Origin of the sequence: Shewanella sp. MBTL60-112-B2, assembly GCF_019655055.1 — a bacterium.
GTDB lineage: Bacteria > Pseudomonadota > Gammaproteobacteria > Enterobacterales > Shewanellaceae > Shewanella.
Genome location: NZ_BPFA01000016.1, coordinates 1 through 26,527, shown reverse-complemented (window position 1 = coordinate 26,527; position 26,527 = coordinate 1). Strand labels below are relative to the sequence as shown.

Annotated in this window: 27 protein-coding genes; 11 read left to right on the top strand and 16 right to left on the bottom strand. The window is 45.4% G+C overall.

The features are described from left to right. Nucleotides 1-127: 127 nt before the first annotated feature. Together K5Q73_RS11665 and K5Q73_RS11660 are read right to left on the bottom strand one after the other, a co-directional pair. Complete coding sequence (locus tag K5Q73_RS11665) at nucleotides 128-1,219, bottom strand: branched-chain amino acid aminotransferase (protein WP_220765403.1); 1,092 nt, start codon at nucleotides 1,217-1,219, stop codon at nucleotides 128-130. 83 nt (nucleotides 1,220-1,302) lie between these two features. Beyond that, on the bottom strand, nucleotides 1,303-2,049 hold the full coding sequence (locus K5Q73_RS11660; protein ID WP_259650835.1) for a TetR/AcrR family transcriptional regulator: 747 nt from the start codon (nucleotides 2,047-2,049) through the stop codon (nucleotides 1,303-1,305). A 260-nt stretch (nucleotides 2,050-2,309) separates the two neighbouring features. Between K5Q73_RS11660 and K5Q73_RS11655 the strand changes: the two genes are divergently transcribed. From K5Q73_RS11655 to K5Q73_RS11640, 4 genes are all read left to right on the top strand, one after another. Further along, complete coding sequence (locus K5Q73_RS11655) at nucleotides 2,310-3,812, top strand: flavocytochrome c (RefSeq protein WP_259650833.1); 1,503 nt, start codon at nucleotides 2,310-2,312, stop codon at nucleotides 3,810-3,812. Between the two features lie 10 nt (nucleotides 3,813-3,822). Further along, complete coding sequence (locus K5Q73_RS11650; RefSeq protein WP_220765406.1) at nucleotides 3,823-4,173, top strand: cytochrome c3 family protein; 351 nt, start codon at nucleotides 3,823-3,825, stop codon at nucleotides 4,171-4,173. Between the two features lie 74 nt (nucleotides 4,174-4,247). After that, nucleotides 4,248-4,991 carry a cupin domain-containing protein gene (locus K5Q73_RS11645; RefSeq protein WP_259650834.1) on the top strand — a complete coding sequence of 248 codons (744 nt, stop codon included), beginning with the start codon at nucleotides 4,248-4,250 and terminating at the stop codon, nucleotides 4,989-4,991. 57 nt (nucleotides 4,992-5,048) lie between these two features. Next, on the top strand, nucleotides 5,049-5,507 hold the full coding sequence (locus tag K5Q73_RS11640) for a DUF3299 domain-containing protein (RefSeq protein WP_220765408.1): 459 nt from the start codon (nucleotides 5,049-5,051) through the stop codon (nucleotides 5,505-5,507). Nucleotides 5,508-5,626: 119 nt separating this feature from the next. On the opposite strand, the gene K5Q73_RS11635 is transcribed toward K5Q73_RS11640, so the two are convergent. Next, nucleotides 5,627-6,418, bottom strand: a complete 792-nt coding sequence (locus K5Q73_RS11635; RefSeq protein WP_220765409.1) for a TetR/AcrR family transcriptional regulator — start codon at nucleotides 6,416-6,418, stop codon at nucleotides 5,627-5,629. Nucleotides 6,419-6,759: 341 nt separating this feature from the next. Between K5Q73_RS11635 and K5Q73_RS11630 the strand changes: the two genes are divergently transcribed. The 5 genes from K5Q73_RS11630 to K5Q73_RS11610 all read left to right on the top strand — a co-directional run bounded on the left by K5Q73_RS11630 (nucleotide 6,760) and on the right by K5Q73_RS11610 (nucleotide 12,118). Next, nucleotides 6,760-8,283 carry a flavocytochrome c gene (locus K5Q73_RS11630; RefSeq protein WP_220765410.1) on the top strand — a complete coding sequence of 508 codons (1,524 nt, stop codon included), beginning with the start codon at nucleotides 6,760-6,762 and terminating at the stop codon, nucleotides 8,281-8,283. Next, a complete protein-coding gene (locus K5Q73_RS11625; RefSeq protein ID WP_220765411.1) occupies nucleotides 8,283-8,651 on the top strand; it encodes a cytochrome c3 family protein in 369 nt (122 codons plus the stop codon). Before K5Q73_RS11630 ends, K5Q73_RS11625 begins: the two co-directional genes overlap by 1 nt. A 43-nt stretch (nucleotides 8,652-8,694) precedes the next feature. Next, the gene (locus K5Q73_RS11620) at nucleotides 8,695-9,837 is read left to right on the top strand and encodes an OprO/OprP family phosphate-selective porin (RefSeq protein WP_220765430.1); all 1,143 of its coding nucleotides are present in this window, start codon (nucleotides 8,695-8,697) and stop codon (nucleotides 9,835-9,837) included. A 272-nt stretch (nucleotides 9,838-10,109) separates the two neighbouring features. Further along, nucleotides 10,110-11,198: a DcaP family trimeric outer membrane transporter gene (locus K5Q73_RS11615; RefSeq protein WP_220765412.1), complete on the top strand. Its 1,089-nt coding sequence runs from the start codon at nucleotides 10,110-10,112 to the stop codon at nucleotides 11,196-11,198. 176 nt (nucleotides 11,199-11,374) lie between these two features. Then, nucleotides 11,375-12,118, top strand: coding sequence for a cupin domain-containing protein (locus K5Q73_RS11610; protein WP_220765413.1), 744 nt, complete (start codon nucleotides 11,375-11,377; stop codon nucleotides 12,116-12,118). Nucleotides 12,119-12,222: 104 nt separating this feature from the next. Here K5Q73_RS11610 and K5Q73_RS11605 read toward each other — a convergent pair whose 3' ends face one another. From K5Q73_RS11605 to K5Q73_RS11585, 5 genes are all read right to left on the bottom strand, one after another. Continuing rightward, nucleotides 12,223-13,461, bottom strand: coding sequence for a BamA/TamA family outer membrane protein (locus K5Q73_RS11605; RefSeq protein ID WP_220765414.1), 1,239 nt, complete (start codon nucleotides 13,459-13,461; stop codon nucleotides 12,223-12,225). Then, on the bottom strand, nucleotides 13,458-14,774 hold the full coding sequence (locus K5Q73_RS11600; protein WP_308443289.1) for a DUF4056 domain-containing protein: 1,317 nt from the start codon (nucleotides 14,772-14,774) through the stop codon (nucleotides 13,458-13,460). The genes K5Q73_RS11605 and K5Q73_RS11600 overlap by 4 nt, the downstream gene beginning before the upstream one ends. Further along, entirely contained in the window at nucleotides 14,771-15,679 is a 909-nt protein-coding gene (locus K5Q73_RS11595; protein WP_220765415.1) for an alpha/beta fold hydrolase, read from the bottom strand. Before K5Q73_RS11595 ends, K5Q73_RS11600 begins: the two co-directional genes overlap by 4 nt. Before the next feature lie 43 nt (nucleotides 15,680-15,722). Continuing rightward, on the bottom strand, nucleotides 15,723-16,619 hold the full coding sequence (locus K5Q73_RS11590) for a virulence protein (protein WP_220765416.1): 897 nt from the start codon (nucleotides 16,617-16,619) through the stop codon (nucleotides 15,723-15,725). A gap of 260 nt (nucleotides 16,620-16,879) precedes the next feature. Next, on the bottom strand, nucleotides 16,880-18,223 hold the full coding sequence (locus K5Q73_RS11585; protein WP_220765417.1) for a triacylglycerol lipase: 1,344 nt from the start codon (nucleotides 18,221-18,223) through the stop codon (nucleotides 16,880-16,882). Between the two features lie 242 nt (nucleotides 18,224-18,465). Between K5Q73_RS11585 and K5Q73_RS11580 the strand changes: the two genes are divergently transcribed. Further along, on the top strand, nucleotides 18,466-19,086 hold the full coding sequence (locus tag K5Q73_RS11580; RefSeq protein ID WP_220765418.1) for an outer membrane beta-barrel protein: 621 nt from the start codon (nucleotides 18,466-18,468) through the stop codon (nucleotides 19,084-19,086). Nucleotides 19,087-19,167: 81 nt separating this feature from the next. Here K5Q73_RS11580 and K5Q73_RS11575 read toward each other — a convergent pair whose 3' ends face one another. Continuing rightward, nucleotides 19,168-20,649, bottom strand: coding sequence for a Na+/H+ antiporter NhaC family protein (locus K5Q73_RS11575; protein ID WP_220765419.1), 1,482 nt, complete (start codon nucleotides 20,647-20,649; stop codon nucleotides 19,168-19,170). A 180-nt stretch (nucleotides 20,650-20,829) separates the two neighbouring features. Between K5Q73_RS11575 and zapB the strand changes: the two genes are divergently transcribed. Then, on the top strand, nucleotides 20,830-21,033 hold the full coding sequence (zapB, locus tag K5Q73_RS11570; protein WP_220765420.1) for a cell division protein ZapB: 204 nt from the start codon (nucleotides 20,830-20,832) through the stop codon (nucleotides 21,031-21,033). A gap of 13 nt (nucleotides 21,034-21,046) precedes the next feature. On the opposite strand, the gene K5Q73_RS11565 is transcribed toward zapB, so the two are convergent. The 7 genes from K5Q73_RS11565 to K5Q73_RS11535 all read right to left on the bottom strand — a co-directional run bounded on the left by K5Q73_RS11565 (nucleotide 21,047) and on the right by K5Q73_RS11535 (nucleotide 26,443). Beyond that, complete coding sequence (locus tag K5Q73_RS11565) at nucleotides 21,047-21,259, bottom strand: DUF1107 domain-containing protein (protein WP_220765421.1); 213 nt, start codon at nucleotides 21,257-21,259, stop codon at nucleotides 21,047-21,049. Between the two features lie 184 nt (nucleotides 21,260-21,443). Next, entirely contained in the window at nucleotides 21,444-22,055 is a 612-nt protein-coding gene (locus tag K5Q73_RS11560) for a thiol:disulfide interchange protein DsbA/DsbL (protein ID WP_220765422.1), read from the bottom strand. Between the two features lie 125 nt (nucleotides 22,056-22,180). After that, nucleotides 22,181-23,209, bottom strand: coding sequence for a serine/threonine protein kinase (locus tag K5Q73_RS11555; RefSeq protein ID WP_220765423.1), 1,029 nt, complete (start codon nucleotides 23,207-23,209; stop codon nucleotides 22,181-22,183). An 88-nt stretch (nucleotides 23,210-23,297) separates the two neighbouring features. Next, on the bottom strand, nucleotides 23,298-23,594 hold the full coding sequence (locus tag K5Q73_RS11550) for a DUF3630 family protein (protein WP_220765424.1): 297 nt from the start codon (nucleotides 23,592-23,594) through the stop codon (nucleotides 23,298-23,300). A 44-nt stretch (nucleotides 23,595-23,638) separates the two neighbouring features. Next, nucleotides 23,639-25,090: a YdiU family protein gene (locus K5Q73_RS11545; RefSeq protein WP_220765425.1), complete on the bottom strand. Its 1,452-nt coding sequence runs from the start codon at nucleotides 25,088-25,090 to the stop codon at nucleotides 23,639-23,641. A gap of 67 nt (nucleotides 25,091-25,157) precedes the next feature. Continuing rightward, nucleotides 25,158-25,451: a hypothetical protein gene (locus tag K5Q73_RS11540; protein ID WP_220765426.1), complete on the bottom strand. Its 294-nt coding sequence runs from the start codon at nucleotides 25,449-25,451 to the stop codon at nucleotides 25,158-25,160. Between the two features lie 146 nt (nucleotides 25,452-25,597). Beyond that, nucleotides 25,598-26,443, bottom strand: a complete 846-nt coding sequence (locus tag K5Q73_RS11535; protein ID WP_220765427.1) for a hypothetical protein — start codon at nucleotides 26,441-26,443, stop codon at nucleotides 25,598-25,600. Between the last annotated feature and the right edge of the window lie 84 nt (nucleotides 26,444-26,527).

Sequence of the window (26,527 nt, the reverse complement as noted above, 5' to 3'; positions counted from 1 at the left end):
ATTGCCATCACCATGAGTAGATAAACTCAAAGAGATCATCGGTTGAAGCCTGTGGATTAGCACAAAACAAAAAAGGCTCCACAAGGAGCCTTTAAGTGAGTTTGGTTAACTAAATCAGAGAAGAAGGTTAAGCCTGCACTCGCTTCACGTGTTGTACCCAGCCAGCAGGCCCTTGAATAAGCCCCTTCTGGATATCAGTCAATACCTTATAGATGCGCTTAGTGTGCTCACCTACACCACCATCGCCAACCGTCACTACACGATTATCTTCGAAGATATAAGAACCCACTGGCGATACTACCGCTGCGGTACCAAAGCCACCTGCCTCAATAATCTCACCCGACTCAATATCACTAATAAACTGATCAAGCATCACTGTTTCTTGGCGTACTTCGCAGCCCAGTAACTCGCCCAAATCGAGGATTGACTGTGAGGTAATCGACTTTAAGATGGTGTCGGTAAATTTAGGGATAATAATGCTGCCGTCTTTTAGCACGTGGAAGTGGTTCATCGCGCCCACTTCTTCAATCTGCTTATTATTAGCATCTAGGTACAATACCTGCGCGGCGCCATATTCTGCCGCCGCCTTGCCCGCTTTTAGCGATGCGGCGTAGTTACCCGCAGCCTTTGAGGCGCCAGTGCCACCCGATACTGCACGGTGGAAACGCTCACTAATCAATAAACGAATCGCCTTATCGAAACCATCGCTATAGTAGGGGCCGCTCGGGCTTAACATTACGCAGAAGGTGTATTGCTCGCTCGGGCTAACCGATAGACGATCTTCTGTGGCAAAGATAAATGGACGAATATACAGACAGGCCCCTTCTTGCATCGGGAACCATAAACGATCGACATCAATCAAGGCATTGATGGCATCAACCTGCATCTGCTCTGATAACGCAGGAATACACAGAATGTCTGCAGAACGGTTGAGTCGCTCGGCATTTTTGTCTATGCGGAAAGTATAGATTTCGCCGTCGTCATGTTGGAAGGCTTTGGCGCCTTCAAAAACAGACTGACCATAATGCAACGCGATGGCGCCCGGTGCGACTTGAAATGGGCCATAAGGAACGACTCTTGGATCACACCACTCGCCGTCGCGATAATCCATTAAAAACATGTGGTCAGTTCTGAGGTTACCGAAGCCCACATTTGTTGTCGGCTTAAACTGCTCGGTTCGGCGCTCTAACGCAGGTTTTAAATTATAAGTTATTTGCATTGTATACCACCTTGATTACTGACTGAGCAGCCTATCAGTGGTCATAAAAAAGTCAAGTAAAACGGGGGCTAGCTTCAAGATCTTCAGTTTAAAGCTAACGATTTCAATCCCGCTTTAGAAGAACTCTTGCTAGTACAATCCGAGCGCTTACCAATGCATAAGCATGTTTCACAACTACGTATGCTGCCATGGCCTTTATCTAGAAATGCACTAATACGAAGTGATAAATTCTGCATCATTTCACGCGTTATCGGCTCTCGCCATTGGTAGTGATTCATTAAACGGCTGATATGCCGGTAAGCAATATCGTCGCCACTCACAAAGTATTGCTGATCCATCAAGCGACTCTCATATGAAGAGGTCGCTCCCGCCAAAAAGAAATAAAGTGCTTGGCTTAAGTCATCAATTTCAACTTGGGTTGCTTTAAGATTTCCTTGTTTTACCGCTTCTTCTAAAGGCCGTTTTATATTACTCCAAAATAAATTAACCCGATTTTTTAGAATATCGACCTTTTCAGAGCTGGCTAATTGCCAAAACATACTATTGATAGCTACAACTCGCAAAACATTAAATATTGGACTTCTCTTCACAACTTCAAACGTAAATAAAACGGCAAGAACAGATCTTTCATAAGTATTTAAATTAGGGTTTTCATTTATAAAAACTGGAATTTGGCTAGACGTTGTATTTCTTAAAAACAAACATACAAGTACGTCTTCTTTAGATTCAAAGTATTTATATAAGGTATTAGTAGAGCAGCCTGCGCCTTTGGCGATCTGCGCAAACCTAAAAGATACAACACCTTGATTATCAATTAGTTCCTCAGCCACATTCAAGAGCTGGTTACACCTTATCGCATCTAAATTATTATGTGGACAATGCATATTTTAATATATGAAAAATATAAAAAAGAATGAAAAAACATTATTGATGTTATTACAAATAACCAGGGGTTTAGATACTTAAAAGAAACATTTTCTTGATGGATGCCACAAAAAACTTTCTCCCCCAATATAAAGTGTGAGTTCGCGCATATTTGGGTTTCTTGTGCAGGCATATTGTTATTCCAATTTAAATGGAGACTAAAAATATGCAAACAAGACGTTCATTTTTAAAATTTGGAGCAGGAGCTGCTGCAGTTGGCGCTTTTGCCCCACTTACAGTAAATGCTCAATCATCAAATATAAAATGGGATGAAACCCATGAAGTGGTTATTGTTGGTTCTGGTTTTGCCGGTCTAGCCGCTGCAGTTGAAGCAGGTAAACTGGGCGCTAAAGATATTGTCGTTTTCGAAAAGCTCGGCGTTTATGGGGGTAACTCTACCCTGAACGCTGGTCAAGCCTGCTTCGCCGATACAGATCTACAGAAAAAGCTCGGTATTAAAGATAGTGCCGACTTAATGGTGAAAGACCAATTAGCATCGGGTAGAGGTTATGCCAGTGAAGAGCTGTTACGCCATAGTGCTGAACTTGGCCCATACATTTACCAATTAACCAAAGACTGTGGCTGCGTCTATCGCGATCACATTATCAATACTGGCGGCACCAGTGCGACTCGCAGTCACCAAGTTGTTGAGCGCAGCGGTGCTGGTTTTATTCGCCCTATGCTCAAAACTGCGCGTAGCTATGGAGTAAAAACCAAGACTCGCCATAAATTTGAAGGACTCATCACAGCAGCAGATGGCAGCGTATTAGGGATTAAAGTACGCAAGGGTTACCACACAGATCACGAAGACTCTGGCAAGCTCATTAATGTCAAAGCCGAAAAAGGTGTGTTGATCGCAACTGGAGGCTTTGCTGCAAACGTTGCTTTCCGTCAAGCACTCGATCCAACATTGGGTGATGAAGTTGGTCATACTAATGCCCGTGGTGCTACAGGTGATGGTCTAATTGCCATGCTTGCCGAAGGCGCTATGCCTATTCACCTAAGCTTTATTCAGTCTGGTCCATGGGCTTCACCCGATGAAGGTGGTTTTGGCTACGGCGCGGGTTTCTCACTGTATAACTTCCCCCACTCAATCGCTATTGATCGTAATACAGGCATGCGTTTCATGAATGAAACCGCTGACCGTAAGCACCGCGCAGATCTAGAGATCCAGCGTCGCGATAAAGATGGCAAACCAAACCCAGCCCTACTCATTGCGCCTAAACATGAAGCGCAAAAAGATCCGTCTTTAGAAAACGTACTCAAATATAACGTTGCCTGGGAATTCGATAGCGTTGAAGCCATTGCTAAACACTTCGACTTACCACTTAAGCCGCTTAAACAACAAATTGACGATTGGAACAAATACGTCAAAGCAGGTGATGATCCTCAGTTTGGTAAACGCATGGATATGGGGGCAGGCATCTACTTAACTGCGCCATTTATCGTGCAGCGTTTGTGGCCAAAAGTGCATTACTGCCAGGGCGGCATTCAAATCAATACCAAAGCTGAAGTGATTGCCGCTAAAAACGGCAAGCCTATCCCTAACTTATATGCCGCTGGTGAAGTGTCAGGTGGTGTACACGGAGTCAGTCGCTTAGGTGGCTGTTCTACTCCAGACTGTATGGCCTTCGGTGTAACAGCCGCACGCTCAATGATGAAAGTATAAGGATACCAACATGAAACCAATGACGACTTTACTTGTGCTGGTGTTTAGCAGCGTTATCGCCCTTTCGGCACAAGCAAGAGATAAGCGTGACTACCACGAAGCCTTATATGAAGAGGGTTGTAAAACTTGCCATGACCAGGGATTAAAAGCATTCCCATCTGACGAATCTTGCTTGCAGTGCCATGACATGGGCGAACTTGCTGAGCAAACCAAACGTGAAGGCCATGAAGCCAAGCAGAATCCGCATGACAGCATGCACTACGGCTTAGAGGCGCCATGCATGGAGTGTCACGGCGAGCACACCAAGAAGCAAGCTATCTGTATGGATTGTCATAATTTCGACTATCCAAAATTTAAATAACTAAACCATATGCAGAGCAAGGATGCTTAAACAAAAAAATAAACAATTAAAATATAAATTAAAGAGAAATGATGATGAAAAAATTACTATGTGTTTCAACAATGCTAGTCGCAGGCATGGGTGTTGCCCAAGCAGCAGAAAAACCAGCTGACAAGCCATGGCACAATGAAAAGCCAACGCTATCGACAATTAATGCGCCAACCAAAGTGATGCCTATGGTTTGTAAGCAAGAGCAAGCGATGGCTTATCTTAAGGAGCTGCAAAGCGGTGAAAAAGATATCTATAGCATCAAGTCAAACGATCATGGCGGTAAAGGTGCTAATGACTCGGGCTGGTTAACTTGGCGCGTTGATGATCCAAGTAACCTTATTCCTTGCCCTAAAGGCGGCGCGTCAGACTCTGAAGTGGGTATGTGTTGGAAAGAGCTTAACGACGAGCCAACAGTTATTGGTCTAGTACGTGTTGCTCCAGGCACTGCTGCGCCACACTACCACCGTGAAATGGAATGTTATTACGGATTAAGCGGTGAAGGCCTAACTTGGGCACAAGAACGTATGCAACCATTTGGCCCTGGTGATTACATCGAGATCCCAAGTAAAGCGATTCACTACACACCGAACACTTATGACGACCAAGACTTGATCTATATGTACTGGTTCCCATTAGACGGCAAGTTCTCAACATTTAAATACCAATGGCCACAAGATGTAGGTCCAGGTGAACAGCTTATGTTCGATTTCGTGCCATACACTAACTCTAAGCTAGTGCGCTCGGGTAATGGTGGCTACGGATGGGACGTTATTCAAAAAACTAAGTAATCCCACTTAACCTTTGAAGAGAGTGAGGCTAAGTCATCTTGGCCTCATTTATTAAATATGAAAAAACTAATTCTCGTACTGAGCTTACTTTTTAGCCCAAACCTTTTGGCCGAAGAGGCTATCTCCATCTTATGGAATAACTTAGCCCCCGGCCCAAAAGATTTGCCGGCAGAAACCAATGTTAATCTTGAGCTCGACGGTAAAAAAGTCATTATTCCAGGATTTATAGTGCCATTGGATGGGCAAAACAGCGGTTATACCAAGAACTTTTTACTCACACCTCAGCAAGGTGCTTGTTTTCATAAACCACCATCGGCACCAAACCAATTAATTCATGTCGCTTTTGATGTGCCTATTGCCATTCCAGATTTAGAGCAACCTATGTATATCGCTGGCACTATAAGCATCAAGAGTGCGCAAGCGGGATTTGCCAAAACAGGCTATCACCTAAAAGGTATCGAGGCCATTGCATACCCGGTACAAGTGAGTTCGAGTGCTGCCGCACATAACCATTAAGCAGGGAACAGTTACGGGAAAGGAAACAAAATGAACATTAGTCATCTTGTTTCCCCTTGTATTTGGACAGCCACCCCATCAAGAAGAGCGCTACGATAATGAATTGCCAACAGATAAATCTAGGCTGCGTAGCCTTTATTACGTGCGCAAGCACCGCTAGTACCGGCTGAGGAACACGCTAATGCACTACAAGCGCTGCAGCTCATGTGATCACGATAGTGCTTATCAAAGAAAGCTGAGCTTCGATTTTCAAGGCAATCAAATAATTCAGGATTGAGCGGTTTACTCCACTTATACTGCCCCATTAAGCGCGCTAAATGTCGGTAACAAGTCTCACGCCGATTAGATAAGTACTCAGGTGCAATCAACTGACTTTCAAATTGAGTTAACGAACCAGTTAAGAAGAAGGTTATGCCCTGCACTAACTCTTTTACTTGCAGTGGCGTGGCATCAAGCTCGCCTTTAGCTACCGCTTCATTAAGCGAGTCGGTAAACCAGCCCCAAAATGCATTAATACGCTTCTTAAAACGGTCAACTTTCTCATCGCTGGCAAGCTGCCACACCATAGTATTGACCGAAACTGAGCGCAGAGTGAAGAAACTCTTGCTACGTTTGATGGTTTCAAATGTAAACAAAATAGGTAACAGCACTTTTTCTTGCGCGGTTAAATCGGGATATTTGTTAATAAAAATTGGTAGGTGATTTGAGGTGGCACTGCGCAAAAATAGGCAGACGAGTACATCTTCTTTACGCTCAAAAAACTTGTACAAGGTACCGGTAGAACAGCCCACTTCTTTCGCAAGCTGCGAGAACTTAAACGACACAATACCTTGCGATTCAATCAGCTGCTCAGCAGCATCGAGTATCTGGTTGCAGCGCATCATAGGCAATGCTTCAGTGGGACATTTCATCTATAAAAAACCTGTATATCGAATTCGGCTAATTATGCACTTGTAACAATTTCGGATTATAGATATCTCTTTACTAATCGGGATTCACTTCACGCTAATACCACTTTATTGGTGGGCTTTGTGAATTACGTCATAGAAACATTGCGGTAATATTTTTTAACTCAAGCTTGATTCCATTCACATTCAATATCTGCTCATCGCGCTCCATATTGACAGAGAAAATTTATTCGAGAGCTGACTCACGAATAAATTTGTCGCTGAAAAAATGGCGTGACTTAGTTCACCTTTAGCAACTGAACTTGCGTTTATCGTTAGCTCATTCCCATTGAGAGAATTAGAAAATGCAAGGTAGAAGAAACTTTTTAAAGCTAAGTGCTGGTGCTGCCGTTGGTAGTTTAGCGGCAACATTACCCGGTACCGTACAAGCTAAAACCTGTGGCGAAATTAACTGGGACGAAAGCGTTGACGTGATCGTTGTGGGTTCAGGCTTTGCTGGCCTTTCTGCAGCCGTAAATGCTAAGCGCCAAGGCTTAGGTTCAGTACTTGTTTTAGAAAAGATGCAAGTGATCGGTGGTAACTCAGCCATTAACGGTGGTTGGTTAGCGATCCCTAAGAATCCTATCCAATTAGCTCAAGGCGTAAATGACGACTCTCCAGAAGAATTAGTCAAAGATCAGATCATATCTGGTCGTGGCATGCAAAATGAAGCTGCACTACGTGTCATCGCCAACCGCTCTTTAGATGCTTACGATCTGTGTATCGATACCGGCGTTAAATTCCGCGATGGCTTCAACATTCAAGTTGGCGGTCACAATAAAGCACGCGCAATCCGTACCCAACACGGTACTGGTGGTGACATCACCACCAAACTCTATGAAGCAGGCGTGAAAGAAGGTGTTGATCATCGCCTACAGCACTATATCGAAGACTTCATTATGGACGGTCAGAAGATCGTCGGCGTTAAGGTTCGTAAGAACTACCGCTTCCCAGATCTAAAAACCGGCACCACGATTTTTATTAAAGCGAATAAAGCTGTCGTGCTCGCTAACGGTGGTTTCGCGCGGAACATGGCGCTACGTGAAGCGGTTGATCCATCTCTTGATCCAACGCTTGATTGCACCAACGCTATGGGCGCAACTGGTGAAGTTACCCTAACAGCAATGGCTTACGGCGCTCTACCTGTACACATGAACCTAATCCAAACTGGCCACTGGGGTTCTCCAGATGAAGGCGGATTCGGTTGGTCAAACGCATTGCTATCTATTGGCTGGCACCAAGGTGTAGCGATCAGCGTCCTCAACGGTAAACGCTTTATGGATGAGCGTGCAGACCGTAAGACCTGCTCAGAAGCGATTATGAAAAACCGTAACGCCGATGGTAGCCCTGCCTACCCAGTTGTGTTCTTCAACTACAACAACTACGCCAAAGACGACCGTGTTGTGCGCGCCCTGCGTGACGAAATGGCTTGGAAAGTTGATTCATTAGATGAGATCGCCGCTAAGTTCGATATTCCAGCCGCAGAGCTTAAGCGCAGCATCAAGGAATACAACAAGCATGTTAGCGAGCGTAAAGACCCACTATTCAACCGCAAGATGGATACCGCAGAAGAGCTTACTGGCCCATTCGTTGTGTCACGTATTTGGCCAAAAGTGCATTACTGCATGGGTGGCCTAAAGACTGATTTAGGTGCACGCGTGATTGATGGCCGCTCTATGGCTCCGATCAAAAACTTATACGCTATCGGTGAAGTTACCGGCGGTATCCACGGTGAAGCCCGTTTGAGCTCGACCTCCTGTTTAGAGTGTCTAGTCATGGGCATTATCGTGTCTGAAACCATCAAAGCTGACCTTGAAGGAGCCGTCTAATGAACAAGTTATTACTAAGCGCACTACTCGGCCTTGCTCTGTCTAGCAACGTCATGGCGGGCGATCTAATCAAGATGAAAGGCAAAACTGAAGGCCGGATTAACCACGAGTTTATCTACCAAGATGGTTGCCAAACTTGTCATCAAGGCTCAGGTAAGAAAAACACTACTGACGCAGCTTGCGTTGAATGTCATGGCGACATCAACAGCATTCCTGTCGATGAAAGCAAGCTGGCTATTCCAGAAGCGCATCCTCACAAGTCACTGCATTACAACCAAGGCGCAAGTTGCCTAGCGTGTCACGCAGAGCACGAGAAGAAAGCACCAATCTGTACAGAGTGCCACCGCACTTGGTTTGAAGAGATGTAACGTGACTGATTAATTTAAAAATCTAAAAAAGTAATAGGGAATGATGATGAGAAAAACCACTAAGTTTATGTTGTCGATGGTGGCTACAGCAATCGCACTTTCGAGTTCAGCTGCTTATGCAACAGAACAGACCGAAGATGGTATCAAACTAGGCGGCGCCGTACGTGTTAACTACGCTTACCGCGACTACGATGAAGTCAACAAAGATAAAGGCGGTGACTTTTATTTTGATATGGCGGCAATCAAGTTTGATGGCAAGCACGGTGACTGGGGTCTATCAGCCGAATACCGCTTCACTTCAGGTACTGACTACATTAAATATGGTTACGCATACTATGATGTAAACCCTGACTGGCAACTACAAGTCGGTATCAACAAGGTACCATTTGGTAATCGCGATTTCATCTCAAACAGCTACTGGTTTGGCATTCCTTATTACTTAGGTTTTGAAGATGATCATGACACTGGTATTAAGGCTGTTTACGAGAAAAACGGCTGGCACACTGACTTAGCATTCTATAAGAGCGCTGAGTACGGTCCATCTGAGAACAAGCGTTATTCGACTGATATCTACAGCGGCAAAATTGAAGCCAGTGGGATCACTTACTATAACGAAGAGACTAACCAGCTCAACCTGCGCCAAACTTATACGGCCGAGCATGAGGGCGGTCAAACAACCCTTGGTGGCTCTGTCCAGTATGGTCAGATCTATAACAGCAATACGGGTAATAACGGCGATCGTTACGCTGTTGCACTGCACTTAGACAGCAGCTACAACGGCTGGAATCTACAGTTGCAGGCAATGCAGTACGAATACGATGCAGCGGATGCTGTGGATGCCAACAAGATTGCAGTATCGGTTGTTAGCTGGCAGTACGAAATTGCCTCAAAAGGTCAGGCGTATAACCTAAACCTCGCCAAAACTATTCCTACGGATTGGGGCAGTGTTAAGTGCTACAACGACTTCGGCTTAATGACGCCTGATGTTGATGATGCTAGTTACGACAACAGCCTGCAAAACGTAACCGGTTGTGCAATTTCAGCAGGCCCAACTTACACCATGGTCGATTTTGTTATGGGTAAGAACATGACCTTCTCGACCGCTAACAACGACCACGTTGGGCTACCAGAAATGGGCGACAGCTGGGACAAGCGCGTTAACATTAACTTCGGTTACTACTTCTAATAGCTGTTGAACTTTCAGCTATTACGTTAGCGCTTGCCAATGATTCAAGCACTGGAACACGCAGAGATCATTAACAAAGCTAACAAGGTTAATTAGCGTTATCGACAGAAGCTAAGCTGCTCTCACTTCGCTTCTGTCTCTCCATTTACATCTTAGATTCGCCCAACTATTGGACCGGGTACAGTATCCCTGCTTACTGTCACCTCGATGGATCACGCCCTTAGCATTCAATGTACTAGGGCTTTTTTCCCCTTCCCCTACAAGAAAGAACTATGAAACCGATTACTAGAATCTCTATTTATGTTTGCTTTATTGGCGCTTACTCGCTGCCATCAATGGCAAGCGAATATCATTTTGGCGGTTTTATTAAAGCCAACGCTCGTTATGTGGATGGCAATATTGCCTTTCAGGATAGCTGGACTGGTGGTGGACTCGTCACCGACTCGGCTAAACGCACGCAATTCAGTGCCGCCGAAAGCCGTTTTAATGTTGGCATCACTCACGGTGAAGTGAAAGGCTTTGCAGAGATTGACTTTTCTGGCTCGGCGCAAGGTAATGCCGCATTTTCTAACTCCTATAGCCCGCGCCTAAGGCATGCCTATATTCAATATAAAGATGTCACCGCAGGGCAAACCTGGTCAACCATGGTCAATACTAGCGCTTTTGCCGAGACCGCAGACCTAGGTGGGCCGCTGGTCGGCCAAGCGATGGTGCGCCAAGCATTAGTTCGTTACAGCACCGAGAATTGGCAATTTGCATTGGAAAACCCCTATACCTACGGTACCCAAGCGAGTAGCGCCCAGACTAGCAATACAGCGGCCGATAAGAAGTGGGTCGACACCAGCAATGACTATGTCCCTGATGCAGTGATTAGATTCGATCAACAAGGCGATTGGGGCAATGTATCGGTATCGAGCCTGCTGCGCTATTTAGACCCACAAGACACGGCACAATTCGGCGCTGGAGTGTCTGTCGCCGCCAAGCTTAAAACCTATGGTAAAAACGATGTTCGCCTGCAACTTCACTACGGTAATTTGGGTCGCTACGTGGGCACTGATGCTGCCAGAGATATGATCAATGGCGAAATAGAAACCACAACCTCTGCCATGTTTGCTTATCGACACTTCTGGACTGAGCGCACACGTTCTAGCCTATTCTATGGCCACACCATCACCGAAGAAGAGCAAACAAAACGCTTCCATGCTGGAGTCAATTTATTCACCAATCTAACGCCTGTTTTAGCCCTGGGTTTTGAGCTTGGCCGCTATCAAATTGATGACGGAATAAGCCCGTATTCGGAAGTAACTGCACCGCAAGGGGCCTCAAATTACGCCCAATTGAGCCTGCAGTTTCACATTTAAGAAGTTACGAAGAAAAGATTATTCGCGACCGAGTTCACGAATAAGTTTGCTGCTAAAAACGCTGCGTGATCCATTTCAACTTTACGCAGTAATTATCACTTTATTGTTAGTTCAAGCCCGTTAAAACGAGCACAATATCGCAGCTTTAGCTGCATCAGCTAAAAAATAGGATGAGAATGATGAAATTAAAAATGATGTTCGGCATCGCCGCACTAACTTCTACAGCTGCATTTGCTCAAGGTCCACAGTGCGACCACGCCCAACTACCGTACCAGCAGATGACGCCAGTGCCATACGACAGCACCCCGTACTCGCCACAGGACACTATGCCTGAGCAGTGTAGCAACCCTGAGGTTGAAGCGTATATCGCTGCATGGGAAGCGGGTGAAATTGATTTCACGACTATCCAAGCAAACAACAGCATTGCTAAAGATCAGCAATTCTGTAAGTCATTAGATGACGATGGCAACGTACTTGAAATTCAAGATTGTGATAAGTCAAAATCACCTGTTGGCTACATCTGGAAAGAGCTGTCAGATAGTCCAGTTGTTATTGGTATTACAGACGGTGGCAAATCAGACCACGCACCACACTTCCATGGCCAGCCAGAGTGTTACTACGTCGTAAACGGTGAAGGCCAAACTCTTGCTGATAACCAGTTCAAGAAGCTAGGTACAGGCCAGTACTTCTACATTCCGGGTGCGACTATTCACAACACACCAATCATGTCTGATAAAGGCCTAGGTGTAATGTACTGGTACCCGAACAATGCAAACTTCAACGGCTTTAAGTACTACTGGCGTAAAGACGTTAAAAACCTACGCGTAGCAGAAGAAGCATTCGACCGCGTTGATGAGATCCGTAAACGTGACCTAAACTTAGGCCCATACGGCACTAACGAAGCTATCTTCAAGAAGTAAGCTTATTAGTCAATAAAAAGGGCTCATCTGAGCCCTTTTTTGCTGTTATACCAATTGGTATTAGCTATATTTGTATTTCGCCATTGCAGCTATGGTTAAGAGTATTAAAACGCTTCGTTGACGTTAAAATAAAAACCACTGTCACCATCTCCCCAAGCCATATCTAGCCTTAGGTTCACTCTTGGTTTAACCTCAAAGCGATAGCCAATACCGCCATTGGGTAGGATTTTATTGCCATCGAACTCGCTTATATCATCAGCAATCACACCTGCACCGCCCCAAAACACCATACCATGGCGCCCAGGCAGATTTAAGCGGTACTCTATTTGTGTCATCAGCATCTGTTTATCTCGGTAGCGCCCTGATGTATAGCCGCGAAGCAAATCGCCACCACCTGCTTTTGACAGCTGATCCCATGGCACATCGCCACTAGTGAAACGCCCTCGCATCTGCCAAGCTAAGATATCCTCACCGCGCCCAGTCTGCATATATTCACTATATAGCGCATTGTAGATATCAAAATCGGTTTTACTGCCTAGGTACTGGCGATAAAAAGTCGCGTCTATCTCTAAAATACGCCCCGACTGCGGGTTGAGTACATTGTCTCGACTGTCGTGATTAAGCAGTAAATTTAAGCCGACACTGCGAGAGCTCTCATCAAGAATATCGGTATCCACATCCGAGTCTAACAAGTTAATCTTGCTAGCATCGGCATAGCTGAAATCAAAACCTATACCGACAAAACTGGTGGGGCTCATCCGCTGTAGCAGCATAGGATTTATCGAGATAATACGCTGATTGAACTCTACCCGATTGCCCTCTTGGTGGTTACTATCGTAGCCCACACCATAGAAAACATCCGGAGCATCGTAGACTTCAGCATTAAGATAGAAACGCTGTTGGTCTTGATTAATAAAGGTCTTGTTTGCCACTGCAACGCCCAATGCACCATTAGTCGAGGCAAGGCCATTGATCACTAACGAGGATAACTGACTTACCTCGTCATCTGGATCATATTGATATAAGCCGACCGCCGAGATCCCCACACCTAGATCCATCTCTGGGTTATAAAATGGTCCCGGTAAATAGCTAAAATCGATCAGTTTATTGGGATCGAATTCACCGTCGGCGCCTAGGGTTTGCAAGAAGTCTTCTAGCCAGCCTTGAGACGCCTTATCATCTGGCGCTTCATCTGCCACCTGAGCGATTTCTGCCGCCTTATCAAGATCAATATCTTGCTGTGCAGTTTCTTTCGCCAAGACAGGCGTAGTGCTACAAGCCAATATCAGTGCAAACCGAGTCGACCAAGACATTAAAACCGCTCTGCTGTTTCTTGCTGTCATTGCGGCTCCTGCTCTGTCACGGCTTGATTCGCCTCATCTCGATTTTGATGCTGACGCAGCTCTATTTCATCCTGCCTCTGGTTGTATTGACTGATCAGATTAAAGTCAGCCTGAGTAAAGCCATCTTGCCAAAGCTCGGCTGGAATATGCTTAAAGCTGGCTTTATATTTATCGGCAACAACAAGCTTTTGCTGGGCAACGGCATCGATGTCGATTCCATAGATGCTATTGCTCAAGGAAAGGTGATGCGGCTGATGTTGAGACCCATAGAGCGCTTCTACTTCAGGCCATTTAGCATGAGCCTGAGCCGTTGCTTTTGGTACTAAGTAAGGTGACTGCTTATCACCTAATTGGTAATGGCGCTTGAGTAACATAAACTTACTCGGCAGCGCTTGGTTCGAGTCCCACCAATCGCCATCGATCACATCAAATAGTGCATTAGTATGCTCAATCGACACCGGCTCCAACCAGTTAAGCGTCGCCGTTAACCATTGGCTCATATGCTGGTTATACAGCTCTTTATTCATCGCCAGATTATTGTTAATCAGCGCCAGTGCGATTTTGGCACCGAGCATATTGGAGTACAGATCTTCAGGCGAGTAGGCCGACACGGTTTCGGACCAAGGTGCCCAACTACGATATCCATGCCACTGGGCGATTTCATGGGCCTCTGCCATAAAGTAAGCCAGCCTTACCGACATCGCCGCCGCCACTTCCCAACGTTGTCTTGCACTTAATTGCGAGGTATCAAACTCGCTAAGCTCGATAACTCTGGAGCCTATCTCATCGGGTAATGGGATCGTTTGTTGCTGCCCAAGCTTTGGATAGATGTGGTAAAACAGTGCGATGGCATTATCTGCGGTATCGCGTACATGGGCTAAATCGATAAAGCCACCTTGCAGCGTATACATCTGACCATTATTCTCTGTGCCTCGGCTGCCATTGGGAGCATCTTTTTGAAAACTAAAGGTGCCTGCCTCATAGGCATGAGGCCCAACTCTGTCGACGGCTAAGGTGTTAGCATAACGAAAAAAAGGCACCTGCAACGAGCCCACTTTTACCTTCTGTGAGTTGCCAAAGGCGCAGCAAGGCCGCACCGCCTCGGGTATGCTAATTAAGGGTAAGTCTTGTAATTCAATGGCACTTAACAGTGCAGGATCTGGCTCACTGTCGAGCGCTGCACCGATGGCGATATCGCTCGGCAGCGCACGCACCTGCCAATCGTTACTACTACAAGCGCTCAACAGCATAATGGCTACAGTACTAACCGTGCCATACATCAGTCTAGCGACAGGGGAACGGCTGGTCATCATTGTACAAAGGCCTTAATGGTCTGACTGACAATCTTGGGGTAGTCATTACTGATCCCGTGAGCACCTTGGGGGATCACCACGATTGGCGCTGCTAGGTAGTCAGCCAGCTGAATACCCGATGCCAGCGGAAAGACTTTATCATTCTCGCCCCAGATCAACACACTAGGGGGGAGTGAGTCGACCGAGATATTAGCGGCAATACGGTCTCTATCAGCGGGCAGCCCTGCGATCAGCTGTCGCTTTTCATTCAAGTAGCCTGCAAAGTATTTATCGAAAATACTCGAGTCGATAAAACCCGGATACCATGGAAAGTCGACAAAAGTGGCATCGAGCAGGCGCCGCATCTGCTTTGGCGTTTCAGGCACAAAGATAGCGCTTGGATCGTCGACCTCAAAACGCTGATTCATCAGTTGTAAATCATCGTCTGAAAACAGCACTCCAGGACTTGCCAACAATACTGCTTTATCGACTTTAGGTTCGTTAATCATCAGATCGAAGGTGACGAAGCCGCCGTAAGAGATCCCCACCACATTGACCTTATCCAAAGCAAGAAAGTCGATCAGCTGCATAACCGCTTGTGATTGAGTCGCTAGGCTTGGCCTACCATGGCTAACCGACTGCCCAAACCAGGCAAGATCTGGGGCAATGACGCGATAATCTTGACTAAGCTCAAGCATCACCTGCTGCCAACTGGTTACGGCTGTACCACCAAAACCATGGATCAGTAATACTGTTTTGCCCTCGCCAGCCTGCCAATAGTTAAGCTCACCGCCTTCTTTGAGGCTGAGCTTGCTCTGCTCAAACCCGGCCTTTTGCAGTGCTGACTGCTCGCGAGAATCGACAATATCCACCGCGGAACATGCGGTCATAAATAGCGTCAATAGCAATAGAGAGATATGGCGCATCTTCACCTCAAATGTCTTTAAAACGGACTTTATAAACGAGCTGTTAAAAACGGTAACCTAGGCTCATCATAAAGCTACTACGGGTGCCAATACCAAACTCCATTAGCAGATCAACGTTCTTGGTCAATCCCACCTGACTGCCAATTAAACCGTTCCACTTATCTTCTAGGTGCTGGTTAACCTCAAACTTGGCATCACCAAGGGGAAAGCCGATATCACGTAAGTAACCACTGAATGTTTGCTCCACGTTTTGATACATGGCACCCACCCAGATTTGAATATCATGGTTGTTGTAACTGGTGCGGTAACCTGCACGAGGAGACACCACAATAGAGCTGATCTCGCCATCGAGAATATTGAGTCGAGTATTGGTGTAATTGACATCCAGTAAGGCAAACCAATTGTCGATACCGCCAACTAAGGTGCCGCCGACACCATAGGTGGTGCCTTTAAAGTCCAATACGAAATCGAATGCCGGACTGCTGACATTACAAGGGTTGAACTTGCAATATATCGGCGGTAACACTTCAGTTAGGTCCGCCTCTAGCTTCACATTGGCAACGCTACTACCTTTGGTATGGCCAATAACGCCGTACAGATTCAAAAAGGGGAGTACCCACATATCGCCTCTAAATGTGAGAGTTTCAGAGTCCTGTACCGCTTCACTACCCTTGATACTTAATATGTCATCTAGCCCTATTGGAAGGCCTGAGAAGCCAACGGAATCGACAACTAGAGGTTGGTCCATAGTCATGTAATTGACTGAAAAACCATAAGGCTTAGGTAACTCATGGCCTAAATCTATTGCCTCTTGGGCCCAGATTGGAAACGTTCTGTCGTAACGTGGTTTTTGTGGCTCTCGCTCGATTGATTGTGATTGAACCGGAGAAACAAAAAACAGCACTAAAAGTGCTGCAAGGAAATGGGTTGCTTTAAGCATGTATAGAATGAACCTTTACTAGAAAAATAAAATCGTCTTTTGAGTATCAATGGGGATGTTTAGCCGAAAGCAATAACAGAACACTAATAACTTAGGTTAATTATCACTCAGCAAGCTGAAGTCAATCTGAAATAGCCCCTGTTTATGCAATAAATTAGAGCCAAAACTCCAACAATAAAGAATCATAACCTGCCAAGTGGCGTAACACTAGTGATAAAGTCGATATCCGCCATAGCCTTAGCTAAAGTCATTTATAATTCTTAATTATTTACTAACTGAGAAAAATCCCCCGCCAGATCAGGTGGCACTAAACTAAAAACTTTAGGGTTAATCTGCCGATTAAGTATGATATCCACCATGGTCGTTTGGTCGGCCTGCAGCAAATCATGAACCTGATTAGTTTCGGATTGAAACTCTGCACTATGGTAATAACACATACCACTATTGGGCCTAGGCTCGACTCTAAAACCGATTTTACCCTCACGAACCTTAGCTAACTTATCGGCATTAAAGTAGAACGTCAGCACATGCTTATTGGTATGGTTTTTCTGCTTATCAAGCATAAAACCTTTGCTAAACTCACCGGGAACGAACTTGGGCCCAGAGAGTAATAATATATCGAAATCTTCTATAGGCAGCCCGGTATCGTCGGTCACTCTGACCACCAGCATGCAAGCCCTAGGTTTACGCTTAATTGAGTTTGCTTGACTCATCTCATTGGCGAGCTGTCGATATTGCTGAGGGTTAGTCACCTTCAAACATTGAGCGATACGCTGCACCACAGATTTATTTTTTGCATTGCGGACTGTTACTGAGCCCATAATGCCTTTTCTGCTACCACTATGGCTGGCACTTTTTATCACTTCGAAGGCCGTTTGCTGGCTAGCTATGGAGTGCTGGCTCAACTTAAGTGCTGCAATGCAACGCTTGTCAAAGCCCTCGCAAGTGTGCGCGGTTTCGGTTAGCAACAGGTGTGAAAAGTTAAGGTTAGCCGATGCCACCCGCACTACTCCGTCAGAGCCTTCCTCACCGGTATAGCTATTAAGATAATCATAGAACTGGCTGTCGATAGCCTCACCTGTAAGCACAAATGGCAAAGGGCCATTGAGGCTGAAATTGTCCAGCCAATATCGATTCAAATCATACTGGCCATCACTACCTAGTTCTAACCAATCTAAGATCCCTTGCCCCGGCTCCACCCCGGAAAAAAAGCTCTTGATACGACCGACTCGCGACTTTCCTAACTGTGCTAAGGCCGAACCGTGATTAGCTGGAGCCAGCATAATTAAGTGAGTTAGCGGGCAACGGGCAAAGTTATCGCCACTAAAAAATGTTTGCAGCCACTGCCGAATAACCGGTCCCCCAGTAGAGTGAGCTATCACCGCAAAAGGCTTTTCACCTAGCAGCTCGAGCCGTGCATCATTGAAAGCTTTGGCGATATCAGTCAACCGAACAGCGTCATCGAAGCTGATATATCGGCCTAGATGGATATGGCGAATAGTCAGGTTTATCTCATCCCCCAGCAGCTTAACTAATGCCTGTGGTAGCTGAGCATAAGTGTCTGTATGGGTTACACTCCATCCATGAATAAAGACCAATTCCATTGTGACCTCAACTTTTATTAACTTGCCATTAGGTGACAAGCCTATTCGACTTATTTATATAGTATGAATTAGCTAATTAATAAATTTTCAATAACTTACCAATTAGTGCTTACCGCCTTTATAGCAAAATAATCAACATCATCGATCGTTAATATCATTCAGTTATTATTCAGCTAGTCCCCCCTATGATGTGTCCAACAAAACGCAACACCTAAACAATTTATCTAGTGTGGGAGCACAACATGAAAACTAAATCACTTATCTTAGCATCTGTAATGGCAACAGCAATCTCGGCACCAACTATGGCTGCAGACTGGTTCATTGGTGGCGGTGTTGGCGCACAGCAAAACACTTACAAAGGCTCTTATGACCCTGAATTACAAAACCCAATTGAGGGTGGCTCTCAAACTGAACATCTGAAAGAAACCGAAAACAACGTCATCTATGAAGTCAGAGCAGGTGTTTACTTAAATGATGCTAACCGTGTTTACGGTACTTACTCTTACAACTCAGATGACCTTAGCCGTCAGCAAAGCTTCTTAATGTCTTACGACTACTTAGTTGGACTAGGTGACAGCAACAAACTGAATTGGTTTATTGGTGCGACGGCAGGTATGAACCACATCAGCCCAGACGCTAGCTCGCTAGATTCAAAAAATCGCTTTGTTTGGGGTGGTCAAACAGGTCTAATGTATAAGATTAACGACAAGGTGAGCACCGAGATCGGTTACCGCTACCTAAAGCAAGATTACGATGTAAGTGGTGCTCAGCCAACGCCATATAACGGTGTAGTTGCTGGCTCAGAAAGCGCCTCATTAAACGATAGCCAACAGCTTTACCTATCAGTTGACTACCGTTTCTAAGCGCTGCGGCCTCTAGAAAAGCCGCCAACTAACCAAGTTAGTTGGCGGCTTTTTGCTATGCGATAACCCACTAAGTGACAGCTATGCTGATAGGGATAATCGCTCACTTTGATTAAACTTTTGATAACCAGCTAATAGCGTCAGCGCAGTCACAATCACCGCTAGCCAAGTCCAAAATACCGACACATCTAGGTTAATAAGTTGAAAGCCAAGCACTGAGCTCAAGGCAGCAATAATTGCAAAGGGCAACTGCGTGACCACGTGATCATGAGGGGCACAGCCAGAACTGGTCGCACTGATCACGCTGGTGTCGGAGATCGGTGAGCAATGGTCACCAAATACAGAACCCGCCATCACAGCACTTAGCGCGGGTAATAACAGAGCTTGGTCTAAGGTTAATGCCACTTCAGCCCCGATTGGGATCATTATTGCGAAGGTTCCCCAGCTAGATCCTGTGGTAAACGCCATTATTGCACACAATAAAAAAGTACCGGCAATGAGCAACTCTTTCGAGAGAAATTGCTCTGCCCAGCCAGCGAGCAACTTAGCCACGCCAAGATCGGCAATCACCGCGCCTATCATCCAAGTAAAAAGTAAGATAGAAATAGCGAAACTCATTGAGCGCAATCCAGATAGGAGATCGGCCAATAATAACGAGATACTGCGGCCGCTTATCTTTAGCATCAACAGAGCAAGTGAGATGGCAATTAGGCAGGCATTACGCATGGCAGCACCTATATCGGCTGCAGAGATCCACTCGCTAAGACTTGTTCCCTGAGCATTGCTCGCCCCCGAATATAAAGTTAGGCCGATAGAAGCTAATAGCAAACTGGCCATTGGCAGTCCAAGTAGCCATGGATTACCAACATCGACTTGCTCACTGCTTTGAAGCGGAGCTGATTCTGAATTAAAACCAATACCAAACCAGGCAACCAACAAAGATAGCAACACCACGGTGACCGCATAAAAATTTATTTTTGCCATTTCGATAAAAGACTCTAGCGGCGTAAGGGGTAATAAGGTTATCCCGGCCAAGATCGCCATCACATAGGGGCCCCAACTCGAAAATGGTAATAAAGCACACAGAGGCGAAGCATTTGAATCGACTAAATAAGCAATTTGCTCAGGTGGCATCTTGTATCTTTGACTTAAGGGCTGACAAACATGACCCACGGCTAAACAACTGAATATGCCGTCGATAAATACCAGCCAACCCAGCAGCACCACTCCGATCCGCGCCTGACGACCACTACTAATCCTGTGATATAACCAATCGGCAAATAACTTAACCGCCCCACCGCGGGCCAATACTTGAGTCATCATCCCAAGCAATACCATGGCTGCGAGCACATTTAAGTGCCACGTCTGCCATTGGCCATCACGATAAAGTTGTAGCCAGGCTTTATCAGCCATATATACGACAGACTGGGTTAAATTGAACTCGGTTAAGATCAGTGCACCAGAGACAATCCCGACACCCAGGGCCACTAAGGTTCTGCGCAATAACAGAGCCAAAGTCAGCGTTAGCAGAAGCGGAATGAGTACCAGAAAATTATCCAACATGGGCAGGATTCAATAGGAAATAATTAGAAGAATACTAACTACTTAGCAACAAGTGCAAAAAAAAAACATTTTTGTCAATTTTATCGGCTATTTTTTCTTCATTTAGCATAATTAACTATTCAGCAATGCCACGTCACTGCTAGAATCGGAGCTATCATCTCGCTATCAAAGGGACTCGCCATGAGCCTAGAATTATTATCGAAATTGGAAACAAAAATCCAAGCCGCACTAGAAACTATCGAGCTACTAAAAATGGAGCTTGAAGAAGAGAAGCAGACAAGCACTGGCCTGTCTGAACAGAACCAACAATTACAGCAGGAACTTAACTCTTGGAATGAGAAAGTGACTGGCCTAGTTGGTCTACTAAACGAAGAAGTAAACTAATAAATTTCAAACGCTATGCTGTGTGCATCTCGTTATTCTGAGCCTCAATCAATTCATTGAGCTCTAAAATAGCCTGCTTAATTTTAGGCAGGCTTTTTCTTGGCAGTAAAAACCTCCCCTTATCAAACTCTAGTCGACCTAGATCTTTCACCCAGATCACCCCAGTCAGAAAAATGCGCGCATGCTTTACGATAAGTTTTGGTGCATAGACAGGAAAAACTCTCATAAGACCCTCCCGACAACCTTTGTTGTTATTTGTTGGACACGATTTGTACCATGAGAGTTTCATTTTTTTGAGCAAAAAAATGTAAAAATTTAAATCAAAAGCGGTGAAACCTGGGAATATCTATGACAATCAAATGCATAAAAAAAGGAGCCTTTAGGCTCCTTTTAATCTATTTCGCTGCAAATTACTTTTGCGTTGCTAGGTAATAAGCGATGTCGAGTAGCTCTTGGTAAGACTTGATAGCACCAGTCTCAACACGGTATTTACCGTTAACCACCAATGCAGGTACGCCTGCAATCTTGCCATTCTCAGTGTCACGCTTCATCTTAGACATCTGCGCGTTAACCATAAATGAGTTAGCTGCCGCATCGAATGCTTTAGGTTCTACACCATTAACAACAAAAAGCGCCTTAATATCATCAAGGTTAGTGAAACGCTGCTTCTTATCTTGAATAGCAGAAAATAGAGCATGCTCCATCTTTTCTTCAATCTTTAACTGGTGTGCGATGGCGAATGCACGAGACATCTCAACACCCATTTCACGACCGATAAACTCAACGTGGTTCTGCTTAAAAGTCACACCTTCTGGAAGTGTTGCCTTGATTTTAGGCACCTGCTCTTTAGCAAAGGTGTAGCAGTGTGGGCAATAGAAAGAGAAGAACTCGGCAATCTCTGGCTTAGCGGTACCCGGACCTTCGTTAATGACCGTGTAATGTACACCTTCTTCGTATTGAGCAGCCATTGCAGCCATAGGTGCCATCAATAGTGCAAATGCAACTAGTAGAGCTTTTTTCATTTAACTTCCCCTCGATGCAAATCGTGCATCACGCTAATAATTTGGACATAACATAATGTGCTTTCGAGTCTACCTCAAGCGCAAAAGTTCATTTTTCTGTTACAAAATAAGTGTCTTCAGCAGTATTAATACTGAGGAATGAGACTCAATGGTGCTTCATCCAGTACCGCTAACTGCTCTTTAAAGGCTAAAATTTGCTGCTCCCAATACTTATCCTCAGCAAACCAAGGGAAGTTCATTGGAAAGGCTGGATCGCCCCAGCGACGGCTGAGCCACGCATTGTAATGTAACATGCGCATCGCTCTAAGCGGCTCTATCAACTTAAGTTCGCGACTATCGAATTCACAGAATTCTTCATAGCCTTCTAGCAAGACTTCGAGCTGTAGAAGCTGTTGCGGCCTATCTCCTGCGAGCATCATCCAAATATCCTGCACTGCGGGTCCCATTTTAGCGTCATCGAGATCGACAAAGCCCGGGCCATCCGGTGTCCATAAGATATTACTAGGATGCAGATCGCCATGAAGCCTGATTGCTTGATAACTCTCAGGTAGCCATAGCGATGAGGCTTTTTCTAAGATCTGCTCCACCACAGTAAAATAAGGCAGCTCTAAACTGGCAGGAATGTGTCCTGATGACTTAAGCCAACCAAGTGATTCTTCCCCCAATAATTTAGGTGACATCACATCTCGGTATTTAAAATTAGCCTGCTTTGAATATTGATGAATACGGCCGATAAAACGCCCTACCTGCTCTAGCTGGTCAAGATTATCGACCTCAAAAGCACGGCCACCAATAGAGGGGAACAGGGCAAATCTAAAGCCCTGATACTCGTGCAGTGACTTACCGTCAATTATCACCGGTGTGGCAATGGGCACCTCTTGCTCTGCAAGGGCGGCTGAAAAGTCATGCTCCTCTTGGATCTGCTCATCGCTCCAGCGCTCAGGGCGGTAAAACTTAACCACATAGCGCTGGCCTCTGTCACAACGGAACTGATAAACCCTGTTCTCATAACTATTGAGTGCTAACAGCCCGGTTTCAGGATAGATCCCAAGAGTTTCAATAGCGGTTAAAATAAGGTCTGGCGTCAAGGCTTGATAGTGAAAAGCCGAATCTGAGCCTTGCTCAATTACCGTCTTAGGTGGATCGATATTCATTTGATTATGCTCAATGGTGAAGGCCTAGATTGACCTTCAAATTGTAAATATATTCATGCTTATTTAGTGCTGTTTACTACTAAGAATACTAATTGGTATAAGGCTTCATTAACTCGGCAAGATAAACCAAAACTTCGTATTCATCTTCTCTATCTGTCGATAACCAGCAGATATCCCCATAAAACTCATAGTGTAGCTGCAGGTGTGTGCCTTCAAACTCCAGTAGCCACTGATGGCGGTCGGCACCCCATTGCCTTTCAACCACACGGCAATCCAGCGCTTTGGCAAAGGGCTCGGCAAACGATTCAAACTGCTCAAAATCAATATCAGCCTGCACCGCTAAACTCAGAGTTTCGCGATCTAATTTAATTGAAGTTAATTGCATTCATTTACTCTTATTGTTGTTTTAATGACGACAAGCTCTGCAGTTTAACTACTGCATGACATAATTAAGCCTTGGCCCCAATCCGGCGGTCGCTTGGCCATGCCTTCAAACTCTACCTGCTCGTCGAAAGGTCTTTGTAGCAAATGTTGTAGCTGCTGCAAGGGTTTCAAGTCGCCTTGCTCGACGGCAATTATCGCCTCTTGGGCTAAATAATTACGTAAAATGTATTTAGGGTTAACGCTATTTCGCTCACTCTGCCACAGGCCTACATCGTCAACTTTTCCGAGTCGAGCCTGATAGGCTTGATACCAAGTGTCGAAACCATTTAAATCGACAAAATCATCCCGTAAAGACGACTTCTCAGAGTTAGGATCCAGTTGCCCAAATCGACGCCAAGTATTAGTGTGATCTAACTGATTACGCTCCATCAAACCCGTGAAGCCACCAATCAAGGCTAAGTCATGTTCGTCCTGCTCGACTTCTTCTGTAGAAGTCATTAACCCCAACTTGCTGCGCATTAATACTAAATAATGCCTAACCAGTTCCACTTGATATAAATTCAGAGACTCAATCAAATCATCTGAAGCTATGATGGGCGATAGTGCCTGGGCTAAACGTTGTAAGTTCCACAGCCCTATTCCCGGCTGCTGACCAAAGGCATAACGCCCTTCAGGATCCGAATGATTACAGATAAAGTCTTCTTTGAAGGTGTCTAGAAAGGCAAACGGGCCGAAATCGAATGTATCCCCAAGAATCGACATATTATCAGTGTTCATGACTCCGTGGGCAAAACCTATCGCCTGCCAATTAGCTATCATCTTAGCCGTGTCACTCACCACTCGCATAAACCACGCCTTATAGCCTGCACTATCACAGCTTAAATCGGGGTAATGCTGCCTGATGGTGAAATCCAGTAATTGCTTCAGTTTTGCCGGTGCACCGCGTTCACTGTGGCAAAAATACTCAAAATGCCCGAAACGAATATGACTCTTAGCTAAGCGTACCGTTATTGCCGCTGTTTCTTGGGTTTCACGCCATACGGGCAGATCTGAGCCAATAACCGCTAATGCACGGGTTGTAGGAATATGCAGGTGATGCAGAGCTTCTGAGATTAAAAACTCCCGCACAGCTGAGCGCATCACTGCGCGACCATCGCCATGGCGTGAGTAAGGTGTTGGGCCTGCACCTTTTAAAGCCACATCCCAAGCGCCTTGTGGCCCTAGAGCCTCACCGAGGATGATTGAGCGACCATCACCCAGCTGAGGAGAGTAACCGCCAAACTGGTGGCCGCTGTAGACCTGTGCATAATAACTTGCACCATCGATACTCGCATTGCCAGATAGCCCCTGCAGTAGCTCATCACTGGGCTGTTTTAGGTCGATGAGTTCCGCCGCATCTTGGCTCCAAGCTAGCCAGTGCGGATCGCTAATGCCTAATGGAAAGACTTGCGAATAGAATTCCGGCAGCTGTTCAAAAAAGTCTTGTTTTAATCGCATACGGCGCACCTATATTGCTTTAAATTTCGACTGAGACATTTCGGCTGAGACAAGGCGTATTTAATGGCTAGCCTCCTGAAGCAATCACACTCTGACAGCTCAGCGACTGACCATCGCCTTGACACTGATAACCACAAATATAGTGACCACCAATATCGCCTTCTAAGCGGATTAGGCCTTTTCCTTTGGCATGGCACTGTTCGATAGTTTCATAATAGCCATTAATAAAGCTGGCTGACTGCTCAACGCTGGGCTGAGTTTGACTATCTGGATAATACAATAGTGTCCATTCAGGAGACTGAGTGCAAGCCACTAAGCCTATTGACGCCATACCAAGTAAACACAACGAACGAAAATTCATACAAGCTCTCCTCATAACTAATTCTAAGCCAGCTAAATAAATAAAAAGGCGAAGTCCCAATGCAAGTCGGGAGTTCGCCTCTTTGCTAACCAATGCGCTTATTCTACACAGCTTGGTTAGTGATTAATTATTTTTAGCGGTTATAGCTATTTATTGGCTTTCGCCTTAGCTTTCTCTATACGAGTGATTCGCCCTTCGAATCCAGTTACCGTGCCATCAGTCAGGCCATATTCTATTGCCGTCTTACAGATGGCAATCGCAGTGTCGAACTCGCCATTATCATTAAGCAAGGTAGACAGATGCATCATGGCAGTCCCTTTTACTTCGGCGTCGGGATTTTCAGCCTTGAGGCCTTTGACATAAGCCGCAAATATCTCAAGGTAGTTTTGAGATAAACCTGCACCGTATTGTACGTATTCACTTTGCTTACGCAGCTTGTAACACTCGCCGATAACTGCAGAGATAGCTATATGCTGCGCCGATGCGTCTGCGGCAATCTCTAGTTCGCCAACGGCTTTAGTTAATTTTGGATTGGCCCATGACTGGTCAACGGACTTCGCCGTCACAGCTGGCTCAGTTTCAGCAACAACAGGCTCTGCTTCAGCTTTTACTTCAGGCTCAGCTTTAATTTCTGCTTCAGCAACTGTTTTTACATCAGCCTCAAGTTCAACAACGACTTCAGCTTTTGGCTCTGGCTCTGGCTCTGGCTCTGGCTCTGGCTCTGGCTCTGGCTCTGGCTCTGGCTTAACAGTAGCTTGTTTCACTTCTTCTTGCTGATCAACCTTAGGCTCAAAACTCACACCTTCGACGGTGGGAGTCGATATCTCTTCTGTTGCCTCTGGAGTGATATCTTTCATCTCACTCTCTGGTACTTCTTGCGTCGCCTCTGCGCGCTTAGCTGCCTGCTCTTTCTCTGCTTGCGCCGCTTTTTGAGTACGCATATAGAGATAAACACCTAATACAATCAGCAATATAATGACGATTTCTTTCATTGTCTTCCACCATGGGTTAGCCGCGAACACATTAAAAACATGCAATTACGTCGCTAAAATGTGCAAAATTTAAACATTATTATT